At 46.8% G+C, this 18,231-nt stretch carries 15 protein-coding genes; 3 read left to right on the forward strand and 12 right to left on the reverse strand.

Annotated features, from left to right (window positions below):
• Positions 1 to 109: 109 nt before the first annotated feature.
• From FS818_RS19640 to FS818_RS19665, 7 genes are all read right to left on the reverse strand, one after another.
• On the reverse strand, positions 110 to 562 hold the full coding sequence (locus FS818_RS19640) for a chemotaxis protein CheW (protein WP_145333910.1): 453 nt from the start codon (positions 560 to 562) through the stop codon (positions 110 to 112).
• A 431-nt stretch (positions 563 to 993) separates the two neighbouring features.
• A complete protein-coding gene (locus FS818_RS19645; protein WP_145333912.1) occupies positions 994 to 2,958 on the reverse strand; it encodes an alpha/beta fold hydrolase in 1,965 nt (654 codons plus the stop codon).
• Between the two features lie 145 nt (positions 2,959 to 3,103).
• The gene (locus FS818_RS19650) at positions 3,104 to 3,760 is read right to left on the reverse strand and encodes a TetR/AcrR family transcriptional regulator (RefSeq protein WP_145333914.1); all 657 of its coding nucleotides are present in this window, start codon (positions 3,758 to 3,760) and stop codon (positions 3,104 to 3,106) included.
• Between the two features lie 270 nt (positions 3,761 to 4,030).
• A complete protein-coding gene (locus FS818_RS19655) occupies positions 4,031 to 5,332 on the reverse strand; it encodes an ABC transporter substrate-binding protein (protein WP_145333916.1) in 1,302 nt (433 codons plus the stop codon).
• A 328-nt stretch (positions 5,333 to 5,660) separates the two neighbouring features.
• The gene (locus FS818_RS28925) at positions 5,661 to 5,867 is read right to left on the reverse strand and encodes a hypothetical protein (protein WP_186375554.1); all 207 of its coding nucleotides are present in this window, start codon (positions 5,865 to 5,867) and stop codon (positions 5,661 to 5,663) included.
• Positions 5,868 to 6,058: 191 nt separating this feature from the next.
• A complete protein-coding gene (locus tag FS818_RS19660; protein ID WP_145333918.1) occupies positions 6,059 to 6,895 on the reverse strand; it encodes a carbohydrate ABC transporter permease in 837 nt (278 codons plus the stop codon).
• A complete protein-coding gene (locus FS818_RS19665; protein WP_145333920.1) occupies positions 6,895 to 7,776 on the reverse strand; it encodes a carbohydrate ABC transporter permease in 882 nt (293 codons plus the stop codon). The genes FS818_RS19660 and FS818_RS19665 overlap by 1 nt, the downstream gene beginning before the upstream one ends.
• A gap of 143 nt (positions 7,777 to 7,919) precedes the next feature.
• Between FS818_RS19665 and FS818_RS19670 the strand changes: the two genes are divergently transcribed.
• Positions 7,920 to 9,758: a cache domain-containing sensor histidine kinase gene (locus tag FS818_RS19670; protein WP_145333922.1), complete on the forward strand. Its 1,839-nt coding sequence runs from the start codon at positions 7,920 to 7,922 to the stop codon at positions 9,756 to 9,758.
• A 5-nt stretch (positions 9,759 to 9,763) separates the two neighbouring features.
• Positions 9,764 to 11,392: a response regulator transcription factor gene (locus FS818_RS19675; protein WP_145333924.1), complete on the forward strand. Its 1,629-nt coding sequence runs from the start codon at positions 9,764 to 9,766 to the stop codon at positions 11,390 to 11,392.
• 366 nt (positions 11,393 to 11,758) lie between these two features.
• On the opposite strand, the gene FS818_RS19680 is transcribed toward FS818_RS19675, so the two are convergent.
• Positions 11,759 to 12,724, reverse strand: coding sequence for an arsenic resistance protein (locus FS818_RS19680; protein WP_145333926.1), 966 nt, complete (start codon positions 12,722 to 12,724; stop codon positions 11,759 to 11,761).
• A 228-nt stretch (positions 12,725 to 12,952) separates the two neighbouring features.
• Between FS818_RS19680 and FS818_RS19685 the strand changes: the two genes are divergently transcribed.
• A complete protein-coding gene (locus FS818_RS19685; protein ID WP_145333928.1) occupies positions 12,953 to 13,711 on the forward strand; it encodes a tryptophan-rich sensory protein in 759 nt (252 codons plus the stop codon).
• 364 nt (positions 13,712 to 14,075) lie between these two features.
• On the opposite strand, the gene FS818_RS19690 is transcribed toward FS818_RS19685, so the two are convergent.
• From FS818_RS19690 to FS818_RS19705, 4 genes are all read right to left on the reverse strand, one after another.
• Positions 14,076 to 14,450 carry a RidA family protein gene (locus FS818_RS19690; RefSeq protein WP_090918620.1) on the reverse strand — a complete coding sequence of 125 codons (375 nt, stop codon included), beginning with the start codon at positions 14,448 to 14,450 and terminating at the stop codon, positions 14,076 to 14,078.
• Between the two features lie 129 nt (positions 14,451 to 14,579).
• Complete coding sequence (locus tag FS818_RS19695; protein ID WP_145333930.1) at positions 14,580 to 15,260, reverse strand: oxidoreductase; 681 nt, start codon at positions 15,258 to 15,260, stop codon at positions 14,580 to 14,582.
• Between the two features lie 75 nt (positions 15,261 to 15,335).
• On the reverse strand, positions 15,336 to 16,607 hold the full coding sequence (locus FS818_RS19700) for an MFS transporter (protein ID WP_145333932.1): 1,272 nt from the start codon (positions 16,605 to 16,607) through the stop codon (positions 15,336 to 15,338).
• Positions 16,608 to 16,704: 97 nt separating this feature from the next.
• Positions 16,705 to 18,114 (reverse strand): ATP-binding protein, encoded by a 1,410-nt coding sequence (locus FS818_RS19705; RefSeq protein ID WP_145333934.1) that lies wholly within the window; start codon positions 18,112 to 18,114, stop codon positions 16,705 to 16,707.
• Positions 18,115 to 18,231 lie beyond the last annotated feature (117 nt).

An 18,231-nucleotide genomic window follows, 5' to 3' on the forward strand; every position in this document is an offset into this window, starting at 1 on the left:
ATGCTCTTTTCTTTATAAAAAAATGCCCCTTCTCCAGAATTCGGATGAGGAACATTTTGTTTAAACATTTAATGATGCGGGTCGTCAGACGGTCACCCATTGGATCTGATCAAGATCTGACCAGACTTCCGAGCAATACATCGAGGTTCAAAATACCCGCACGGTGATCCGCACAGAATCCGATTTTATCAAAAACACCAAGCATAAAGCGGCGATGTTCTTCTGCCGGCTCTTCGAAACGATCATACGTCACAACCGAATCTACCATGTCTACAATCAGAGGCACAAACCCGTTCTTGTAAGGGACTACGATAATTCGTGTAGATGAGGTATCTTCCTTCTCCGGCATGCCGAGCAACACACGCAGACTCACGACAGAAACTACCTTTCCGTACAATGAAGCGAATCCTCTGATCTCAGGACTTCCGAAAGGAACCGTTGTAACCTCTACCATTCTAATAATTTCATGAACCTGATCAATGCGAAGTGCAAAAATTTGATCTCCCACCGAGAAATTAATATATTGCATTACTTCATCCATAATGTCCCCATACCCTCTCATTCCGTAAAATCAGATCATCAACACGCTTTTGGCTGTCGAACTTTAGACGATGAGTCGTTACATGTTGTATCGGTAATTTTGGCGTAATTGTTTAGGCTTTCAAGAAGAAGAATCGCAGTTACATCTCTTTCCCAGTTTTCTTTGAAAAATAAGCGATTTAATCCTCATTTCTGTGGATAACTATCTAAAAATCCCTTAAACTTTACTTATCGTGAATAAAAATATAAAGTTATACCCCATTTGTGGATAAGTTGTGCACATGTTGCTCACAATCTGTGGATATAGACCTTCATTTATGTGGATATTTATAATTTTGATGTGGACATGTTGTGTATTTGTTTGTAAATCTAACGTAAACTTTGTCGTTTTTCGCCTGCTTATCCTCTACTGTGTACATATTGTGGAAAGCCTTTCAATAACATTACTGGATTTCAAACGCCATGCCTGTTGTTATTCACATCGCTTTCACCAGCCCAATCAAGAAGAATTTCCGCTGTCTGTTCAACCTGAAAGACTGGGAAATAGTGACCATAAGGGAGCTCCACTTTGGTATAACCCGCATGTAAACTAGCAGGAAAATGATACTCTTGATCCTTCTCAGCCCAAATAACCAACCGATTTGCGTCATATGCTGCCTGCTTAAAGCTTCCGAATTCATCCCAAAAGCTTACCGTCTGCTTATGTCCCAAGTGAATCCACCGTAACAAATCCACATGCGCACCCGCTATGCGAGGTGAACGGAGATAGGTTTGTACCCTCTCAGCCAGCCTCGTAACGCCGATCTTATCCCCAGCTTCTTCACCGCCCGCACTAAACATGCGCGCCCAACTACTCCGGGAGTTGCTCCGCAGTAGTGTCCTAACGACACGCCTAGGCAGATGAAGCATCTGTTTCAAACGCCCATTATTCCCCTCATTCACATTGTCCGCAACAGGCTGGAGTAGCGCCAAACGGATATCGGTACGCCCGCTTCGCTTCAACGCTGCCGCTGCGATCGCTGCACCTATAGAGTGACCCACTAATTTGATTGGAACCTGGATTTCAGACAAGGCTTCCACAAGGGCGTTAACCTGACCCGTAAACGCATCTTCGGCTTGGTGAACAGGTGAGCGCCCGAATCCCGCGAGATCAACAATCCAGACGGGATTGCGTGTGAGTCTATGCAATTGTGATCCCAGTGGAAGCAAGTCATCCGCGCATTGGAGCAAACCATGCACGATCACCCAAGGTTCTCCCTCTCCTTCCCAGCCTAAAAATGTTAGATTTCCCATGCGTACACGCATATAATCGGTTGGAGCATGTTCAGCTTCCGGCTTGGACAGAAGCCGGTAGTCCAGATCAGCAACAATGAACGGGAGCTGCTCCCGAATATCCGGCCAGCTTCTCCCCATTCGTTGCATCAGCGCCTCGGTCTCCTCAACCGGAAATGTCTTGTCTGTAATAAAAGCTAGTGACTGTGAAGGTATACCGCTGATGCGACTTCCCCCAAGGCTCATAAGGCGTTGAATCCAGGATAGCGGCAACGCTCCTGCTGGTCTGGGCATATCCAGCTGCTTCGTAATCAGATGCAGCAATTCCTTCATGTCCGGACTCTCTTCCTTACGGGCGAGCATTGGATATGTCCCTCCGAACGGTGCCTCATCCCGGATTAGAAAGACAAGTGTTTCTGCCACCACATCATTCTCCACAAGTGGCAACCAGTAAGACGATCCACCAGGTACAACCGGCATAAAACCTTTCTGAACGGCTCCAATAAGTAACCCGATCCCGCCAGTCTGCTCGGTTTCACCTGTTGGGCGTGGCCCGACCACCGTACTGGGATTTACCACAGACAAAGGGTAGCCATGTTGTTTTGCATGAAGCCTTATATAAGCATCGGCCTTGAATTTCATCTCTTCATATGCACTTTCTTGACTACCCGCATGATTGTTTTCAACCTGTTCCTGTTCCTCTTGCCCGTTCCCATGCCCATAAGGGCTCATATAACCAACCACATGAATGAAATGACGCAACCCTCCGTTACGTTTCATATCCTGAGCCAGCTGAGCTATCTCTCTTGCTCCATGCATAAAGATTTTTTCTGCGGTTTCTCGTCCCAGCGTAACGTCCATCGTTCCCCCTGCATGAAGAATGACATTTGCTTTCCTGATGCGTTCACGATCCGCTTGAACAAGCCCCAGACCTGTCAAAGATAAATCACCTTCGATAAACGTAATCCGTTCAAAGCTCCCCACACCGTAACTCTCCAACACCGATCTGGCGCGACGTTCGGAGCGAACTAACAGCAGCATATGTATGTCTGTTTTCTCCACAAGTTGCTTCACTGTTTCCTTTCCAATAAAACCGGTACTTCCCGTCATAAACAGAACGGTTTGCTCTAACCTTGCCTCGTTCATCGATATGCCTCCATAACATTTTTTTATTTTTGTTCTTTATTTATTTTTAGTTCTAGTCCGTCATGAATTTATCTTGATCTCGTTTATTGTCAAATTACACTTTAGTACTAATTAGTACTAATTAATCTCAAAAAAAGAGCTTCGTTTAACGAAGCATCTGACAAAACGTTCGTGCGGACTGCTCGATAATACCCAGATCACGAGAAGTCCCGGCCAACATGAGCGAACCTTCAAGTGCTGCAACAAATAGGGAAGCTGCCGCCCCCGGCTCAATGCCTTTGCGGAAGTCTCCTCGTTCTACCCCTTGCTGGAACAGCTTCTCTACCATAGGCACAAGCTCCCGGAAAAAGATCGAGATGCTTTCCCTCGCCAGGAAAGCCGTTTCCGGTGCCTGAATGTAAAGAGTAACAAACGGGCATGTGCCTTCAAAGTTTCTATGTTCTATACCTGCCGAGAGCCGTTCCAGGAACGCATACACCCGTTCCTCCACACTTCGTTCACGTTGGCTGAGCAGTAGATAAAGCTCTGATTCATACTGTGCAATCCAGAACTGTACAACCGCCTGAAGCAGTTCCTCCTTGTTTTTAAAATGATAATAGATGTTGGATTTGGATACGCCGCTAACACGCACCACCTCATCCATGCTGACGTAAGCATAGCCTTGCCGGAGGAATAGTTGCGCAGCAACCTCCACCGCTTTGGTGCGGTTAACCGGACTAGAACTTCTGGAACTTGGACTTCTTGGTTTGGACGGTTTAGACGACTTAAGCGTCCCTTGATGTGATGCATTGTTATTATTCATAAATAGAACTATACAGTACTAATTTAACAAAAGCAAGAATGTTTGTTGATAAAAGCAGACCCGAAGATCACTTTCCGAAAAGTTGTCCACATTTAGATCCTATACACACAGGATATCCACATCTAGTATTAAGCCGATGTAAAAGTTGTACTTTAACATCTATAAACGAGCAAAGTTATCCACATTTAAAGGTGAATCCTGTACTATAACAGGTAATGCAAAGAAGCCAGTTGCACAAGCTGCAACTGACTTCACGTAAGCATACTTTACTTATTTTTTAAGACTATCCCAGTTCTGCTGCAATGCATCAAGCAATGCTTTTTTATCCGATTTACCTGCAACATACGCCTGAATAGTGCTGCCGAACTCTTGTGGAACGCCCTCAGGGAAACGGTTGAAGTTCCAGCTTAATGTTTTGTTTTCCTGACTATATTTCATAATATCTGTTGCGAGGTCACCGAGCTCTTCCTCCGATGCCTGAATGGAACTGAAGGCTGGAATGAACTTGAACTCTTTAGTTAAATAGTTTTTACCAATGTCGGAGGTAACGAGCCATTCCAGAAATTCTTTTGCCTCCGCCTTCACTTGAGAGTTTTTATTCACAACCCAGTAGTTAGGCACGCCTACAAACAGCTTATCATTCGGTTCATTCGTAATCGGCATAGGCAGAATACCCAGATTCAGGTCCGGATTAATGCCGTCAATCTGTACTTGTGTCCAGTTCCCTTGTTGCATCATCGCCGCTTCGCCACTAGCAAAAAGAGTTACCTGTGTGTTGTAGTCTGTGGTGAGCGGATTTTTGTTGCTGTATTTGAGCGTCAGATCAAGCAGGTTGATCCACTCCTCGAAGACGGGGTTACCCGGAATTTTCTCCGTACCCTCGTTCAGACCTTGAATGAATTTTACCGGATCGGCCTGATTCGCAAATGCTACATTGACGTTATGATTGCCGAGCACCCACCACTCCTGATAACCGTTCGAGAAAGGTGTGATGCCTGCGTCCCGAAGTTTCTTTGCCGCTTGATCCAGTTGTTCCAATGTTGTTGGGATTTCAGTGATGCCTGCTTTGGTAAACAGATCTTTGTTATAGATAAAACCGTACCCCTCCAGCGCGAGTGGCTGTCCATAAAGCTTGCCATCCTTAGTCATCGGCTCTTTGGCGACTTCCAGTACGTCCTTAGCCCACGGTTCACTAGATAGGTCTTCGAGATATTCGAGCCAGGTATCCAATTCACGGTATCCACCTACGTTAAAAATGTCCGGTTGCTCACCTGCGGCAAACTTCGCTTTTAATGCGGCCCCGTAATCACTGCCACCGCCGACCGTCTGAATGTCCAGCTTAACGCCTGGGTGGGAAGACTCATACTCCGCTTTAAGACGGTTAAGCGCTTCGGCAATTTCAACTTTGTATTGGAAAATTTTAATCGTTTTGGCGCCAGCCGCCGCATCACCACCACCCGTTTGAGCATCTGTATTTACAGGACTACCGCTTTTGTCCCCGTTTCCACAACCTGCAAGCATGACTGAAAAAGCAATGAGCATCAGCAATGTTAACTTTGTCATTCTTTTCATAGATACACTCTCCCTGTAAGTAGTTTACTTTTTCCCCTGCACCTCTTGCTTACAATAAACAAATTGAATTAAAGAGATTACACGTAGCACTCCGATGACAGAACAATCTTCCAATCGCTGTTATCCCCAAATTTTTTGATTCTTTTTGCTAAAGGGAAAAATCCGGTGATAAGCATGTGCTTCCGAAGCAGCTTTCTTTCAGAAAGCTTTTAGTCCACCGCTTCGCTTTTTCAGTTTTTTTCTGTCCTCTCCGTTTCTGTGTAATTGAATAACCCCAATTTATATAGATGAACTAACACCATTCTCACAAATGTGATTGTGTAGTTGATCACAGATTAATGGTCAAGCAAGCTCTTGTCTCTATGCCTTCGATACCGGTGGGGCCACTTATAATGCTTGGCCTTTTGAGTCCTTTTTTAATCTCGTCTTTACTCTGTCTTTCCCTGCTCTGCTCTGCTCTGGCGCATCTGCCCAAGCCCTGCGGGCAGATGCGCCTTTTGCCTACCTCCGTGCGAGGCAGGAGCGGAGGCATCATGATGCGCTGGAGGAGCGGAGCGTTCGCCTTTGAACCTCGGGGGCTTCCTTAGCAAACATACATTCAGGCCCCCGAGGAGCAACAGCGACCGAAAGCGCACATGATGACGGAGCGGCCAGCCCTCGAACCTCCCCCCACATGATGACGGAGCGGCTTTCCCCGCACTCTCCCCGGAGCGACCTACCGCGCACCTACCCCTTAACGGACCCGGCAGTAATCCCCTGAATGATATACTTCTGCATCAGCAGGAAGAAAATAATGATCGGCATGATCCCAAGTACCAGAGCAGGTAGCGCGAGATCCCACTGTTTCGTATATTGGCCAAACAGCGCAAAGGTTGCAATCGGAATGGTGCGTAGATTGGAGCTTTGCAGGATCAAGGAAGGAAGCAGATAGTCATTCCAGATCCAGAGCGTATTCAGAATGATGACGGTTACATACATCGGTTTCATCAGCGGGAATACGATGCGGAAGAATACCCCATAGGCCGAACTACCGTCCACACGAGCCGCTTCCTCGATCTCTAGTGGCACCGATTTAACGAATCCGTGAAACAGAAAGATGGACATCGGCGCTCCAAACCCGAGATAACAGATAATGAGTCCGCCAAGACTGTCGATCAGTCCCAAATTGCTGGTTACCGTAACCAGCGGGATCATGATAGACTGGAACGGAATAACCATTGCCGCAATAAACAGGCCGAATAAGATCCGGTTGAACCGTGTATTGCTGCGAACCATGCGGTACGCGGCCATGGAACTGATCAGCACGAGCAACAGATTGCTGACGATCGTTACGATCAGCGAGTTCATGAGCGCCGATGGAAAACTGATCTTCTCCCAAGCGTTGGCGTAGTTGCCCCACTGGAACGCTTCCGGCCAGGCAGCCGAATTGGTAAGCAGGTCACCGAATGTTTTGACCGAATTCACAAACAGGAAGTAAAACGGAATCAGGAACAACAATCCGATCAGCAACATCACAATCTCGGTAATTACGGTACCGAAGCGATAATTTTTCGTTGTCTCCATCAGGCTTCAACCTCCTTGCTCTTCGTCAAACGAACCTGAACCATGGTGATGATGGCAACGATCACGAAAAATATAAATGCTTTAGCGGTTCCAATACCGTACCGGTTGTTCACGAAGGCCTCATTGTAGATATTGAGTGCGACCGACTCGGTTGAGCCAAACGGGCCGCCTTTTGTAAGTGACAAGTTGAGATCGAACATTTTGAACGACCAGGAGATTGCCAGGAACAGACAGATGGTTACACCAGGCATAATGAGTGGTAAAATAATGCTCCGGAGCACCTGACCACGGCTGGCTCCATCAATCTCGGCAGCTTCCAGCAGATCAGGTGAGACATTCGTTAAGGATGAGATGTAGATGACCATCAGGTAACCTGCGGTCTGCCATACAAACACGATGACAATTCCCCAGAAGGCCGTCGGCTCATCTCCCAGCCACGGGAGGTTAAAGAAGGACCAGCCCGTCACGTCGCCTACTGCTGAAAACCCTTTCACAAATATGAATTGCCAGATAAACCCGAGCAACAATCCACCGATGACGTTAGGCATAAAAAAGATCGTACGTAGCATATTTCTCGTCTTGAGCGGTTTGGTCAGGAAGTAGGCCAGGAAAAAACCGATGACATTGGTGAGGATCACCCCTACAACGGTGAAGCGTACCGTGAACCAGAATGCATTCTGGAACTTGGGATCGTTTGCAAAAATATGCACGAAGTTATCAAGCCCAACCCAGTTAATGCTGGCAGATACTCCGTTCCAATCCGTAAAGGAATACATCATGCCAAGCAGGAAAGGGACCACGATGATGAGAATAAAAAATACAACGGAGGGACCCACGAACACAAGCTGCTGCAACAGCTGTGAAGATTTGCGATGCTTCATATCGTTCTCCCCTTCTATAGATGGATGATATTGGTCTCTTTTTCTATTAAACTCCAAAATCGTGAAGGGAAACACCGACACTCGTGAACAGTTGGGTGTAAAATATTGTCCTCTCTTGACGAGTCACCAGAAGGGGTGTACTGATGTCCAAATACTACAGTATCCGTACCAAGCTCATTGCCTTTATGTTAATTGCAACGACGATTCCGCTACTGGCATCGATCAGCATGACCTTTATTCAGACCAAAACAGCCCTGCGAGAACAGGCACTGGAAGAGAATAAACGTCTTATTTATCAGGCTTCAACCAATCTCAACAATTACGTGGATAACGTAGCACGGGCATCGCTCGCCATATACAATGATCCCACTTTCCTGCGGAATCTGGCTAAATTGCCGGGGGATTATCGGGCTGTTGCCGAGGTGTATACAACGCTGCAAACGATCAGAGCCGCTGTACCGGATGTATTCCAGCTCTATCTGCATTCTTTTGTATCCAACCAATCCACCTTGATTACGAGCCCTTTCCCGAAGCGGGAGGAACGCAAGCAAGCCTATTCCGATTCGCTACATGGTAAAACGGGGGACGGAGGATCGGATATCTGGGTAGAATCTGCACATATGAGTCACACCTACGGTTTCAAGGCAGCTTCTCCTGACGATTCGCCAAGAACCGTGATTACCTTGCACCGGATCATTCGGGATATCCCATCCCCTGAGCGGCTGGGCGTTCTAGCGATTGACCTCAACATGAACAGTATTGTTGCGATCTGTAGCAGACTGTATGATCCTGCCAGAGAGCAGATCTATGTGATTGATGGGCAGAACCGGATTGTTTATCAAGGACGTACCGAGGTACAAGCGGCCAATGAGGCTGGTCATCTGCAACAAGTGGCAGGAAGCACGATTGAAGATGGAAGAAACCTCGCCGGTTCGGCACGGAATGCCGCTGGACATTTTGAACAAGATCAGTCCATGTATATATATCAGCAACTTGGAAGCAACTACGCGGACTGGACCATAGTGAAGCAAATTCCGAATGAAACGTTATATGCAAGAGCCACCGAGTTAACCTGGAACAATGCGATGATTGCTATTGCAGCGTTGATCCTTGTGATCGTGGCAACTTTATTCATTTCCATACGTATTACAGGTCCGCTCAAGCAGCTCATGCGATACATGAATCAGATTCAGGCAGGACGCCTGCATGTGGATATCCGTCTGTCGAGCAGGGACGAATTCGGGGTACTCGCGAGGCATTTTCGGGATATGATGGATACTGTAAATAATTTGATCTTGCGAGAGTACCAGCTTGAACTTGCGAACAAGACGAATCAGCTCAAAGCATTGCAAGCACAGATTAACCCGCATTTTCTATATAACACGTTACAATCCATTGGAACTCTGGCGTTACAACAACAAGGAAAACGAGCGTATACCTTACTTTCTTCCCTGTCCAAAATGCTGCGATACAGCATGCGGGATCAGACCTGCGTAACCCTCCGCGAGGAAGCAGAGCATGCTCGGCTGTATCTGGAGCTACAGCAGGAACGTTTCGGTGAACGTCTGGAGGTACACATGGATTTTGCAGAAGATACATTATCTATTCAGATGCCTCGCATGACATTGCAGCCATTGATTGAGAATTATTTCAAACACGGAGCCGATGTACAGCCAGGAAAAGGATATATCTCCGTCACGAGTCGCCGGGTTGACGAGCACTGGATAAAGATTGAATTGATCAACAACGGTCCAGTTATTCCTGAGGATAAACTGATTGAAATACGCGAATGGCTACAACCCCAAGAGACAGAATCTACAATGTCCTCCCAGGATTCTGCCATGTCCGAATCCATCGGCCTTCGCAATGTGGTACGCAGACTCGCACTTAACGCCCATCCCGGCATGCCTGCCAGGATCGAAATTGATAATTTGGAAGCAGGCGGTGTATTACTTCAAGTCAAACTATACGCGGGAGAGTGAACAACATGAAAGCACTGCTTGTTGATGATGAACAGCATGTCCGCCATGCGATCCAGCTCCTTGGTCATTGGGATGACCTGGGGATTGACATATTGCTCGAAGCAGCAGACGGAAATGAAGCGATCGAGGCAATTACAGCGCATCAACCTGAGATCATACTGAGCGATATGCGCATGCCCGGCAAGGATGGAATGGCATTGCTTGAATGGATTTCCGCTCACACCCCTCATAGTAAAGTGATTGTTATTAGTGGATATGACGATTTTGAACTGGTAAGGCACGCAATAAGACATGGCGGCATGGACTACCTGCTGAAACCGGTCGAAGCAGACGAACTGAATGCCTCCTTGATGAAGGCAGTGAAATCTTGGGAAGAGGAGCATACCTTACGTACAGAGTCCACCAAACAATCCATCGTGGTGAATCGCATGCGCCCGCATTATCAGGATCGCCTGCTCACCGAGCTGGCCATTGGCAGAGGTAACACTTCCGCACATATTCAGCGATTGCAGGAAGAATTGAATCTACCATGTCTCATTCCGATGTGCTGTGTCGCCGTGACCAGTCTGTCTCATCTGGATGCGGATTGTTTGGCTAAATATCGCAGTCAGCCTGATCTGCTCGTATTCTCCGTGCTTAACATCTGCGCGGAGATGATGCGGACACCAGCGGAAGGGGTCACATTTCGTCAGCTCAACCAGCCCGATGAGATTGTACTGTTACACTGGGGGTCACCGTCCTCACTGACACACATCTTGGACAGCATTAACGATGGATTGGAGCAGACCATTCAGCGCAGGCTTCATTTTGGGATTTCTACTTGTGAAAACTACCCTGCCGGCATTTCGGGGGCCTACCTGGACGCCAGCTCCAAATTGTGGAGACGCAATACCATTGGTACGCAGCAGCGTATCCACTCCACCCTTGAATCTCCGAGCAGGAATAAGGGCCAACGTTTGACTGCTTTTGAAGAGCCTATGCGTATAGCAGCCTTGAGCTGTCATGCTGCCAGTGTATCCGATACCGTCACAGAGTGGCTTGAGCCGTTTACCAAGCTGGAGGTGATTAGTGCAGAGCAGCTGCAACAATGGATGCAAGAGCTGGAATGGATGCTCAGCCGTTGGCTGGATGATGCCGAAGGTCAATTCTCCCCGGAGGAAGAAAGTGCCGAGGATCAGTTTCCTCCTTTTGCCGAATTGCCTTTCGACCCTGAAGGTCTGCTTTCATTCCCGCTTCTTCGTTCCCTGCTGGAGCAACGATTGCTTGCCGCCGGAAAAGCACTCACAGCTCAGCATCACGCCGATCCTGATCCCATGCGTGAAATCGCTCGCTACATGGAAGCTCATTATCAGGAGGACTTGTCATTGCAACAGATTGCCGCACGCTTTTATCTGAGTAGGGAGTACATTTCTCGGAAATTCAAACAGCAGTTCGGGTTGAACTGGTCAGAATATCTCGGCAAGCTGCGGATCAACAATGCCAAGTACCTGCTACAAAATCCCTCCCTGCGAGTGGCCAAAGTCTCGGAAATGGTCGGTTTTCAGGATGAAAAATATTTCAGCAAAGTGTTTAAAAAAATAGAGGGCATCACTCCCGCAGAATATCGCAAAACCATACCACGAACCGGTGGTTAACACCCCTGTTTCGATTTAAAAAAAGGACTTCTCGACAACATCTGTCGGAAGTCCTCTTCATACCTTACGTTCACAACAACGCAAGTTTATCGTCAGGATGGCTTACTCGCCCTCTTTTTTCTAAAGTAATATAACATTCGAAAAACCGCTCCTATTACAAAAACGGTCATAAACACATAAGGGAAGTTATCCCCTGTTTTTTGAGCCATGATAGGGAAATAGATAATACTGAACAGCAATATGGCAATATCCAGATAGAACATTACTTTCCAATACGATTTGATCGTTATACCCCTTTTTATTTACCAAATATGGTTCTATTAAAATGATTATATCATATTAATCCATATTGGACGGGAGAAATGGTTAGGGATCTCTCATAATCACACCAGGCACAAGTCGGATAAAGATCAGCTCTCCTGCAAGCTCCACCATCGTCTGCGTGACAATCACCGCTGCAGCAATCGTTGCCCACTCTGGCGGGAGTGAAAATGCCAAAGGTAGAACAACCAGCGAATTACGGGTGGATGCACTAAAAATCAGCGCTCTTCCAGCACCTGTATCGAGCTGGAAAAGTCTCGCAATCAATCTTGATATCCAGGGCATAATGATGAGGAACACAACGTAGATCGGAATGACACTCACAATACTGTCCAGATCATTGTAGACCTTGCCAATCTGGGAAGCTACCACTACGACCAGGGCGATTGCCATCATTGGAACCGGGAGCCATGCCGTCGCATGAAGAAAGCGCTGCGCCCTTACACCTTTTTTGCACAATACTTGTGTCATTACCGCGAGCAACAGCGGAACAGCAATAAGTAACAAGAAAGCCTCGACAAACGGTCCTGCCTTCATTACTGCGGCTACATCACTGCCCATGAACATCCACAGATACACGGGAAGTAATAGCATTTGAACTACAAACAGTAGCGGAGTTGCTGCCAGCATCAGCTTCTCGTTCCCCCGTCCCAGCTGTGTAAACACGATGACATAATCGATACAAGGGGTTAACAAGACTAGATAGACTCCCATCAACACACCAGGCGATTGCGGAAAAACAAGCGTAAGTAGCCACACTACAACAGGAATAGCGATAAAATTCCCGATGAGTAACGCAGCCATAAAACGTAGATTGGACCAGGAGGCCCGAAGCTCTGTAAACGGAATCTGCAAGAACATGCTATAGAGTAGCACAGCAAGTATTGGAGACACCGCAACATGCAGTACACTGCCCCATGCCGGAGCGGCTAGCCCAATCCATGCGCCTGCTAATAGAGCCATCACGTAGAACCAGGTCTGTTGCCTCTCCATTGTTTCTCTTGCTAACATCGCTCTCCCCCTATTGCCTGAACACACTCCTATGGACATATTCTCGCCTGAAGTTGCGTACATTGGGACAGAGTATACTCCGTTCCAATAAGCTAACCAAGCGAGGTCTCCGGAAGGTGAACGTTCTCCGATTTTGAGCACGGGTTATTAGAATACGTCTTTAGTGGGTATATTTATTGTAGACTGACCCACGGTTCATTACATTTGTTAAACCAAGGAGGAAACGTCATGTCCCGTAACAATCCGTATAAGTGGCTAAACGCCCTCGGTTTTATTGCTGTTGTTATTGTAAATTATCTCTCCAATGCACTGCCCATTGGCGGCAAGACCAACAAGGAAGTTTCGGATATGTACCCTGTACTGCTGACACCTTCGGGTTATGCCTTTGCGATATGGGGTCTGATCTACCTGCTTCTCGCAGGTTTTATCATCTACCAGTTCACTCCTGCCTCCTGGAAAAATAATTCGATTACCCGCCTAGGATACTGGTTTCTCGCCAGCTGCGCCTTTAATGTCGCCTGGATTTTCGCTTTTCAAAATCTCAAGACCGGACTCGCGCTGCTGATCATCGTATTGTTGCTGCTTACTCTGATTATGCTGTACGTCAAAACACGTGCGATCACCATGCCAACCACGGCTGAAATCTGGCTAGTCAAACTGCCATTCAGCATCTATCTCGGATGGGTTAGCGTAGCAACCATCGTTAACACAGCCGTGTATTTGTACAAAATCGGATGGGATGGATTCGGCATCAGTGAAACGGCATGGACGATCACTATGCTGATCGTTGGTATGGTTCTGGCCGTGCTTGTCAGCTTCCGTTACCGTGACAGTGTGTACCCTCTCGTATTTACTTGGGCATACATTGCTATCGCCCTTAAACAAAAGGATATCATTTCTGTCTACTATACGGGGATTATCATTGCCATCATTCTGGCGATCTACGCCGTGTGGCTGTTCCTTGCGCGCAATCAAGACCGTGATTGAGTGCCCTTTTCTATCAGTTGAACTAAAGACTTTACACACCTACTTCGATGACAGAATAACCTGGAGAGTAAGCGGTTATCCCCAGAGTTTTTTGATTCCCTTTTTAAAAGGGAAAATCCGGTGATACAGGCGAAGCCTATGCTTCCGATGTAGCTTTCTTTCAGAAAGCTTTTAGCTTCGCTTTTTCAGGTTTTTTCTGTCCTCTCCGTTATCGTGTAAATGAATTGTTCAACTGAAATAGTAAAATATAAACCTTAAGCAAAAAAAGCCGATTTCGGTCAAACGACCTTAATCGGCTTTTTGCAGTAATTGTATACAACACAGGATTCGATCGCTCATCCTATGGCAAGGCTGAAATATGGTCCTATTTCAGCGCGATCACTTCAATCTCCACCAGTGCATCCTTCGGCAAACGCGCTACTTCCACAGCGCTGCGTGCAGGATAAGGCTGCGTAAAGAAGCTGCTATATACTTCGTTGACAGGAACGAAGTCATTCATATCCTTCAGGAATACGGTTGTTTTCACCACTTTATCCATGCTTGTGCCTGCTGCTTCGAGAATTGCTTTAACATTACTGAGAGACAGGCGAGTCTGTTCCTGCACATCCGCACCAAATTCACCGGTTTGCGGATTAAGACCAAGCTGACCAGATGTATAAATAAAATCCCCTGCATCTACTGCCTGACTGTATGGACCAATGGCGCCTGGCGCCTGCTCGGTCGAGATTGCTTTTTTCATTCGACAGGTACTCCTTTGTGTTCGCTACCCTGCCACGACATGGAGACAAGGCATGCTTTTATTTTAAAACCTATTATACCATGCACATGTTCTGACAAGAAACGCTTATCCTCCTGTGCCTTGCAAGTCTTACTTGTCCTGCACCCCAAGCGCATGAATCACTTCATTGGGATAAACATGAATGTCCTTCGTCTGTACCATGGCTACATTTCTCATCGCGTGAGCGATCGTAGATGCATGAATCGCCCGATATTTATCCAAACGGCCTTTCATCCAGCGATCCAAAAAAGTCATAACATGTGCAGCGAATTGTTCACCCGCACGTTTCTCACCGCGATCCCCCAGAATAAGAGATGGACGAAAAATGTGTAAGGCACGGAACCCGATACTCGAAAGCGCATCCTCCATCTCACCTTTGGTCCGACTATAAAACACACGCGAGTTCGCTTTCGCTCCCATGGAGGAAATCACGAGCATCTGCTCCACACCATGTCGCTTTGCCAGCGTCGCTGCGCGAACCGGATAGTGATAATCCACTTCACGGAATTGATCTTGGCTACCTGCTTTTTTAATCGTTGTGCCCAGACAACAATACAGATCGTCGATCCCTTCAAACAAGTGTCCCTGACCTTCAAGTTGTTCGAAGTCTACAACGTATTGCTTCAGTCCGGGATGTTCCAGATCAAGTCCGCGTCTGACCAGAATGCGAACCTCGCTGTATGCGGGGTGCCCGAGCAGACTGCGAACCAAATGCCCTCCCACCAGTCCAGTAGCCCCGATCACCATCGCTTTGCGTTCAGGATGATGCATCTCTCCAACCACCCCAATCTATTCATATATAGCTGAGTATTATATCAATGAACATCGTAAGCAGCTTTTTTGTTTTTATTTTAAAAGAATCCGACGTCCCAAAGTAAACGTAAGCAGCAACATCACTGCACCAACCATCACTTGGAATCCGTAGGTGGATATCCAGACCATCGCTTCCGAGAGAGTCTCCATCTTCTCGTAAAGCCAGCCACCAATCAGCGGGCCAATAAACGATGTTATGCCAGTCAGAGCTGAATAAACGGCTATAAACATCGGTCTTTCACTTTTCGGTGTATCGCCAATCGTAAAATTAAACGCGAGCTGATTGAAGCCGCCAATACCAATCCCAAGAAAAATGTGGGACAGGAACAACGCAACCAGTACCGGAGCAAAGGACATCAATCCCCACGACAGGCAAGACAATGCGATGACAGGTAGTGTCCAGAACAACAGCGTTTTGTTACTGTATCTGGCATTCAGGTTGCCCCAAATATAGAATCCTCCCATCATCACTAGTGTTTGCACGACGGTGATCAGTGAGACCATCTGATAGCTGACTTTCAACAGATCCAGCATAACGTAAGAATAAAGAGGAACAATTAATGTCTGGATCAATAGCCATGCCGCCAGAAAAATAGTCGCCTTCAGAAAAACCCGATCCTGAAACGGTTTGATAAACATCCGTGAGAACGACTTTTCGGTAGAACGTTCAAAGGGCAAATCCGGATAAAAGAAATAAATGACCGTATTGGCAATCGCACAGATCCATACGGGAATGAATAGAATCAGAAAACCGGTCTCTCCCGGATAACGATCCAGCAAAATGCCGCCGCCGAATAAACAAACGCTTCCAAGCGCATTCAGAATCGTATTTCGTATCCCGAAATAACGTCCCCGTACCTTGGCAGGTACGATATCCCCAATCAGGGATGTCCAGATCATACCGCCGATGGTATTACATATGAATGCAATCGTATATAAACCAATAAAAATACTGACCCACCATTCTTTAGGAAAAATGAACGGAATTAATCCCGTTGCACTCCACAAAATACGGTGACCTCCGACGAACAGCAAAAGCGCGCGCTTACGGCTCCGAATACGTTGCATCCAGTATGCTGCGCCGATCTGCGCGATGTTTACAAACGTGGTAATCGCGAGCACAAAGCCGATATGCCTCGACCCGGCCCCAAGATAAAGCAAAAACCCGGTTAGAAATGGACCACCCAGCAAGGTTTGCAAAATAATTGCCGGTACGCCCTCCCATGTTGCAATTGATAAATTCGTGCGTTGTGTCGAACCCTTGCGCCGTGGCTTGCCTAACGAAGAGGGGTTCATCTTGACCATCTTCTGTATGGGGATACACTCCTTAGACCGGGTAAAGCTTTGCCGGCCGATGCTAGTTGTCACCCCAAATTCTACTCACGGCACAGAGGTTGTCAACTCATTTTTTCACGGTGAGTGGAAGCCGTAGACGAAAGATACTTCCCTTGTTCTCAGCACTTTCGAGTTCAATTGATCCACCCAGTAATCTTGCCAGATCCCTGCTGATCGAGAGGCCAAGTCCGGTACCCCCAAATTTACGGCTAATCGAACCATCAGCCTGCTGAAATGCTTCAAATACGGAATGATGCTTGTCCTCCGGAATGCCGATCCCGGTATCCTGAACCGAAAAAACAAGCCACTGACTTACCATATCCGCTTGTTTAGTCTGTTTGGTACTCACGGTCAGAGTGACCTTCCCTTTCGGCGTAAACTTGATGGCATTGGACATTAAATTCCGCAAAATCTGCTGCACGCGTTGCGGATCAGACCAGAGTGTATCCGGCAGTCCCTTTTGCTTCTCCAGCACCAGCTCAATTCCTTTTTTGTCAGCAACGAGCCCAAAATGATTCATGGCATCTTCGATCAACTGACTCAGACTGATGTCCTCCAATACAATATCCAGCCGTCCCGCTTCAACTTTGGACAAATCGAGAATGTCGTTGATTAGCCTGAGGAGTTCTTGTCCGGATTGATCAATCATGCCTGCAAAACGCACAATCTCATCCTGATCCATGGTATCGGCATTCTCACTGATCATCTGAGCGAAGTTAATCACACTGTTGAGCGGTGTACGCAACTCATGAGACATATTCGCCAGAAACTCCGACTTGTACTGTGAAGCAATTGTCAATTGTCTGGCTCGTTCCTCCAGAACAATCTGGGCTTTTTGTAACTCTTCCTTCTGCACGGATAACAGCCGATTCGTGCTCTGGATCAAGAGAATACGATTTTGTTCATTCTGAAAGTCACGTAAGATGAATGCAAATATTAGACTGAGTACGATCCCACTAGGAAGTGTATAAGGCATGATGTGCGAAAAGAAATAGGCGGTCGGGATGACACCCACAAAGGCAATACTCACACTGTTGACAACATTGACGATCAATGTAACGATGATGCCTTTGACGATCAGCCTGTGGTTGCTACGTCGCATCCAGATGTTCAAGCCTGCACACAACAATCCAAGAATACACATATTAATAACAGCAGCAATAGTCGCATCTGTAATGCCAAAGGTCAGCCTCGACAAACCAATTCCTACACCTATAATCATGACACTGTAGGGTTGCCTGTACGTCAGAACAGCAATAATTAAGGGTACATAACGAAGATCAAAAATAACCTCATCATTCAGCTGAAATCCAAACACGGTACTGATCCAGCCAGCAAAAATAAGCACAAGCACGGAACAGATCTGTTTTACCTGGGAAGAGGCACGTATTACGATATATTTATAGAAAACACTTGCAAGATAAGCGATCGTAATAAGCATCCCCATATTGAGTACGAACATTTTCGAAAATTGCATGCATTCACTCCTGTTGTTCGACGTTATAACCCAAGTGCTTATTTCGTTCGTATTTTTACATCATATCACGCTAGACCCATCTCGGCATGGGAACCTCATCAAAAAGAAACAAAAAAA

Origin of the sequence: Paenibacillus xylanexedens, assembly GCF_007680605.1 — a bacterium.
Taxonomy (GTDB): Bacteria; Bacillota; Bacilli; order Paenibacillales; family Paenibacillaceae; genus Paenibacillus; species Paenibacillus xylanexedens_B.